The organism is Brevundimonas sp. 01N35 (assembly GCF_056399785.1).
In genome coordinates this window covers 1-4,506 of sequence record NZ_JBFTRZ010000026.1, presented here as the reverse complement: position 1 = coordinate 4,506, position 4,506 = coordinate 1, and the positions used below count along the sequence as shown (strand labels likewise).

General features: G+C 62.1%; 7 protein-coding genes. 1 reads left to right on the top strand and 6 read right to left on the bottom strand.

Going from position 1 to position 4,506, the window contains the following annotated elements:
- The 4 genes from AC1DJ5_RS14585 to AC1DJ5_RS14570 form a co-directional block, all read right to left on the bottom strand.
- A partial coding sequence (locus AC1DJ5_RS14585; RefSeq protein WP_477021063.1) for a replication initiation protein occupies positions 1 to 455 on the bottom strand: 455 nt, incomplete at its 3' end.
- Positions 456 to 1,074: 619 nt separating this feature from the next.
- Positions 1,075 to 2,241 carry a MobV family relaxase gene (gene mobV / locus AC1DJ5_RS14580; protein WP_477021062.1) on the bottom strand — a complete coding sequence of 389 codons (1,167 nt, stop codon included), beginning with the start codon at positions 2,239 to 2,241 and terminating at the stop codon, positions 1,075 to 1,077.
- A gap of 80 nt (positions 2,242 to 2,321) precedes the next feature.
- Positions 2,322 to 2,600 (bottom strand): type II toxin-antitoxin system RelE/ParE family toxin, encoded by a 279-nt coding sequence (locus AC1DJ5_RS14575; protein WP_477021061.1) that lies wholly within the window; start codon positions 2,598 to 2,600, stop codon positions 2,322 to 2,324.
- The gene (locus tag AC1DJ5_RS14570; protein ID WP_477021060.1) at positions 2,597 to 2,884 is read right to left on the bottom strand and encodes a CopG family ribbon-helix-helix protein; all 288 of its coding nucleotides are present in this window, start codon (positions 2,882 to 2,884) and stop codon (positions 2,597 to 2,599) included. The genes AC1DJ5_RS14575 and AC1DJ5_RS14570 overlap by 4 nt, the downstream gene beginning before the upstream one ends.
- A gap of 143 nt (positions 2,885 to 3,027) precedes the next feature.
- On the opposite strand from AC1DJ5_RS14570, the gene AC1DJ5_RS14565 reads away from it, so the two are divergent.
- Complete coding sequence (locus tag AC1DJ5_RS14565; RefSeq protein WP_477021059.1) at positions 3,028 to 3,390, top strand: hypothetical protein; 363 nt, start codon at positions 3,028 to 3,030, stop codon at positions 3,388 to 3,390.
- Between the two features lie 40 nt (positions 3,391 to 3,430).
- On the opposite strand, the gene AC1DJ5_RS14560 is transcribed toward AC1DJ5_RS14565, so the two are convergent.
- Both AC1DJ5_RS14560 and AC1DJ5_RS14555 read right to left on the bottom strand, forming a co-directional pair.
- The gene (locus AC1DJ5_RS14560) at positions 3,431 to 3,811 is read right to left on the bottom strand and encodes a hypothetical protein (RefSeq protein ID WP_477021058.1); all 381 of its coding nucleotides are present in this window, start codon (positions 3,809 to 3,811) and stop codon (positions 3,431 to 3,433) included.
- Positions 3,812 to 3,981: 170 nt separating this feature from the next.
- On the bottom strand, positions 3,982 to 4,506 hold a 525-nt coding region (locus AC1DJ5_RS14555), incomplete at its 5' end, for a RepB family plasmid replication initiator protein (protein ID WP_477021057.1).

The following is a 4,506-nucleotide window of genomic DNA, read 5'->3' as shown; positions in this document are numbered from 1 at the left end:
AGTTCAATCCAGCCCTCGCCGTCCTGGTATTTGACCACACCGACCCAACGGACTTGGATTTTGGTGGGGGGCGGCGCTTCCTCGCCTCTTTTGAGACGGCGCTTATAGACCGGCGCGTAGAACGTGATCTGACGTTTGAATAGTTGCTTCGCGGCGTCCTGAAGGGCCTCGTATGCCGTGTTCGGGGCCACCTCAAAGGCTTCTGCATATTCGTGGGCGTAGATGCGGCTGATGTCGGGAGCCGTGCGGAGCCGCCCCTTTGAATCCATCTTGGCGATGGCTAGGGCGACGATCCTCTTTTCCGAGAGAGATAGCCCATGCCCAGCGCGGATTAGGGCGTTGCTCATCGTGACGTAGCGGGTGCCGTCAGGGCCGATCGGATCGGCTTCGCCTACTGGCTCCAGCGGCGGTAGGGCTTCGTCGTCTTCATCTAGGAGGAGGGCTAAATCTGACATCTTCCGATCACTTCTGGCGCGAATCTACGATGTCATGTTTCGCCTAACTATGACAACTTCCGATCACTTCTGACGTAGATAATCTTTGTCAGAAGTGGCCCGCGCCCTGTGGATAGCGGTCGGAAACTGTCAGGCTTTGATCGGAAACTGTCAGGCTTTGATCGGAAACTGTCAGAAAAGACCCCAATTTTCCTTTTAAAAACAAATGTTTGCAGCCCTTAAAAACTATTAAAAACTTTAAAAATTGCGCGCGCGAGACGTGCTGTGGAGCGTCCTGCCCGTTGAAGCCCAGGAGAAGACCGGCCTCGCCTAGCGGCGAGATCATAGGCGCTAGGTGCGGCCCTAACGGGCCGCGCGCGCCCGGTCGTGCCAACCGGCCCTCGTAGCGTCCGCAGGAGCCGTTGCAGGCTTGGCGAGGACTAGGGGGCGGAAAGGGGGCGGGAACGGCCCTGAGGGCGCTCTAAGGCCCCTTCCGGGGGCGGGTCAGCCGGGTCAGGATCATGCTGCCGACGATGACCGTCATGGCGGCAACCCCGATTTCCACGGCGAAGTTCAGGAACAATTGGTCAGCTGGGTGCATGGGCCGGATTCTGACCCGTCCGGTGAGCAGTGGGAAGCCCTACCGCCCTCGGCCTAGATCAGGACCGCGGGACCGCTCAGAGGCCCGCTCTACGAGTTGGGCGTTCTCCCCCATCACCTTGACTAGATCACCCTCCTTGACCCCTTCCAGGCGCAGGACGGCAGCCCCGTTGGGGGCGTCGATGGTCTGGTTCAGGTAGGTCGCCCGGTCGCGGACCTCGAAACGGTCCTGGTCGATCCACCGGACGAAGTGGCCGACGACGTTCTGCGCGGCCCGTTTGGCGAGCGCGAGCGTCTCCCTGGTCTTCGTCGTGACGGCCTTCTGCATGGCGGCCACGCCCTCCGGGGAGAGGCCCTTCGTCGCCTTTTCCCACGCCGACAGATCGCCCTTCAGCTTCTCGACCTGGCGTTCCTTCTGACCGACGGCCCGCGCCTGATCGCGCTCCCGGCGCTGCACCGCCGCCAGCTCCTGCCCCTTCACGAACCCGCCAATCATCTTGTCGTGGACGGTGCGGGCGACGCGGGTGGCGAATTCCTCGTCCGTCTCCTTCCCGACGACGCCGCGCTTCTCGCGCTCCTTCGGGAACTCGACCTTCGCCGCCAACGGAGCCTCGTTCACCCTGGCGTAGTATTCCCGGATGGTCTGGTGCTTGGCGTTCGACCCTTCGACGCCGCGCTCCAGGCCGAACTCCCGACCGACCGCCTGGGCGAAGTCGGTCTGCATCTCGGAGAGCATCTGCGGCCCGCCGATGAAGGCCGTGCTTCGCAGCCGGCCCTCCTTCATCGGGACGACGTAGGCGACCATGTGCGGGGTCGTCTCGTCGCGGTGGACGTGGGTGCTGACGACGTTCTCGGCCCCATGCCGCTCGACCAGCCAGGCGCGGGCCTGCTCGAAGTAGGCGGCGCCGTCGTTCGACTGGCCGAACTCGGGCGAGAAGGTGATCAGATATTCGAGGCCGAGGACCGCATCCGACCGGCGCTTCTCGGGCAGGATCTCCTTAAACGCCGCCTGGATCTCTGCGGGCGTCTGGGGGCCGTGGTTCTCGTTGAGGTGAAGCCGGGCAGGGTCCGCGTTCGGGGTGTCGCGAGTGCGGAAGGTGTGGCTCAGCGAACCCCCGATCTGGCCGAAAGTCTTGAGCTTGGCGACGCGGAGGATGGCGTAGGACATGACCCAGCGTAGCGATTTCAGGAACAGAAATATACTCACTATACTTTGCGTGCCGCAAAGGTGAGCCCCTACGGGGGAAGGCGGCCCTTTGGGCCGTCAGGGGCGCGGCCCCCGAACCCCTAAGGCGCCGGCCACTGGCGGGCGGCGTGCAGCACCCGAAGAATGCGAACCTGGTCGTCGGCCGTGTCATAGACCAGGACGTAATTTCGGTGCGCCACCAGCTCGCGTGTTCCAGGGACGCGCCCTATCCGGCCAAGGCCGGGATCATCGGCAAGGCGAGCGGCTTTCTCGGAAATCAGCTCGTCCAACGCCAGGGCGGCGGTTGGATTGTCCGCCGCGATGTATTCGCGAATGTCTTTCCGGTCGATGCTCGCTGGCCGGGTCCAGACCAGCCTCACGAGTGCGACGCCAACCGTTGCCGCGTCGCCTCGCGCCACGCCGTCGCCTCGGCCTCGACCTCCTCGGCCGAGATCAGATCACCGGCGTTGGCGGCGTCGATTCCGCTCTGCACCTGGCGACGGAACCAGGCGTCATGCTCGGCGGCCTCCTGCTGCTGGCGCACGTAGTCCCGCATGAAGCCGCGCAGCACCTGGGCGGCGTTCCGATCACTGGACTTAGCCGCCGTCGTGAACTCGCTTTTCAGGCCCTCATCGACCCGGAAGGTGAAGGTGGCTTCGTTCATGTGAATGCCTCATGTGTTGCCAAGCAAGTGCATTGTAACACACGCCAGTTCGCTTGAGCGAACTAGCGTCGGCTTTCAGGCCTGAAGCCAATGTCCGCAAACGACCCATTGCGGACGTTGGCGGGCTGCGCGAAGGTTCTGCCATGTTCAAGAATTGGCTTAAAAAGCGCGCTCCGCATGAAGCTGCTTGGCCGTCATTGCCCGAGAGCGGCTTTATGCTAGGCCGGGTGGCGACGGCGGAAGACATCGATCTAGGCGATGCTGTATTTTCTCAGGCGACTAGCGATGGCCTAAAGGCCGAGCCCTACCCGACCACTATTCCTCAGTATGCGCTTTGGCAGGATGAGGGTGGCTCAACCCGTCCGGTTTTCGTGCTCCAAGCCGAAAAGCATGTGTCTGATCCCACTGGAAAACCGATCTACGGTTTGCGGACCTTTGATGGTGAAGAGATCGTCGCGTCGGGTGAAGAGGTTCGGCTGCTCGGGGCGGTTCCTCCGGCGACGTAACGACCGCTCACCACCCTTGGCGGAATTTCGGAGTGTCCGCTTAACGGCGGAATAGGCCCCAGAACCCTCGCCGCTCCGACAGGCGGCGCCATGCGTCCCGGTCGGCCTTCAGGTCTTCGAGCTGGCCCAGGAGAACAGGCCTCTCAGCTTCCAGGCGTTCGACCAGAGCCGCCCTTGGGCGCAGGGTTTCGAGTTCGGTATGGGCGCGATCCAGTTGAGCCGTGAGGGCTTCAATAGCCGCATCGCTCGAACCCTTCGAAGGTTTCGAAGTGCGCTTTTTCGAACCCACCAGATCAGGGTCTATCCAGACCCATATCTTTCCGGCGTTGTCTCTCTCGCCCCTTACTTTACCGGCCTTCCAGCGGGATCGGAGGGTGTTCAGGGGCGTCTTTGTCAGGGCCGCAGCTTCGGCCAGTGACATTCGAAGTTCCATTTTCGAAACCTTCTAAATGAGGTTTCGAAGGTGTCCTGAATCGGCTGAATTCAAAAGGGCCGGGCGCATCACGCTGCCCGGCCCTTTCTTTCTTAGCCACAGAGCCAGGAGCGTTGAAACATCCCCCGCCTCTCCGCGCACCGTATGGGCGGCGGGGGTTAGATGTCGAGCCGGAGCTGGTCGTTGTGGCGGAACTTGAATTCGATGCTGGCGACCCGGCGCCCTTTCTTGATCGCCTTCCACTGGATCGACCAGCCGTCCTTTGCCTGTAGCTCTTTGACCGCTGGGTCGATGATCCGGCGTTTGAGTTGGGCGAAGTCTTGGCTGCTCGGGGGCGCGTCCATAGCCAGGCGGAAATCGTCCACGTCGTATACGGCCCAGCTTTCGGTGTTTTCGGCCGTTTTGAACCGCATCAGCAGTTCCAGCAGTTTCCATGAGTAGGCCGAACGCAGGGCTGAGGTTTGGGCCAACTTGTAGGTGGTGAAGTGCTTCTGGATGCCCGCGAGATGGCGGTGCAGTTCGGGAACCCAGCTAAGTTCAATCCAGCCCTCGCCGTCCTGGTATTTGACCACACCGACCCAACGGACTTGGATTTTGGTGGGGGGCGGCGCTTCCTCGCCTCTTTTGAGACGGCGCTTATAGACCGGCGCGTAGAACGTGATCTGACGTTTGAATAGTTGCTT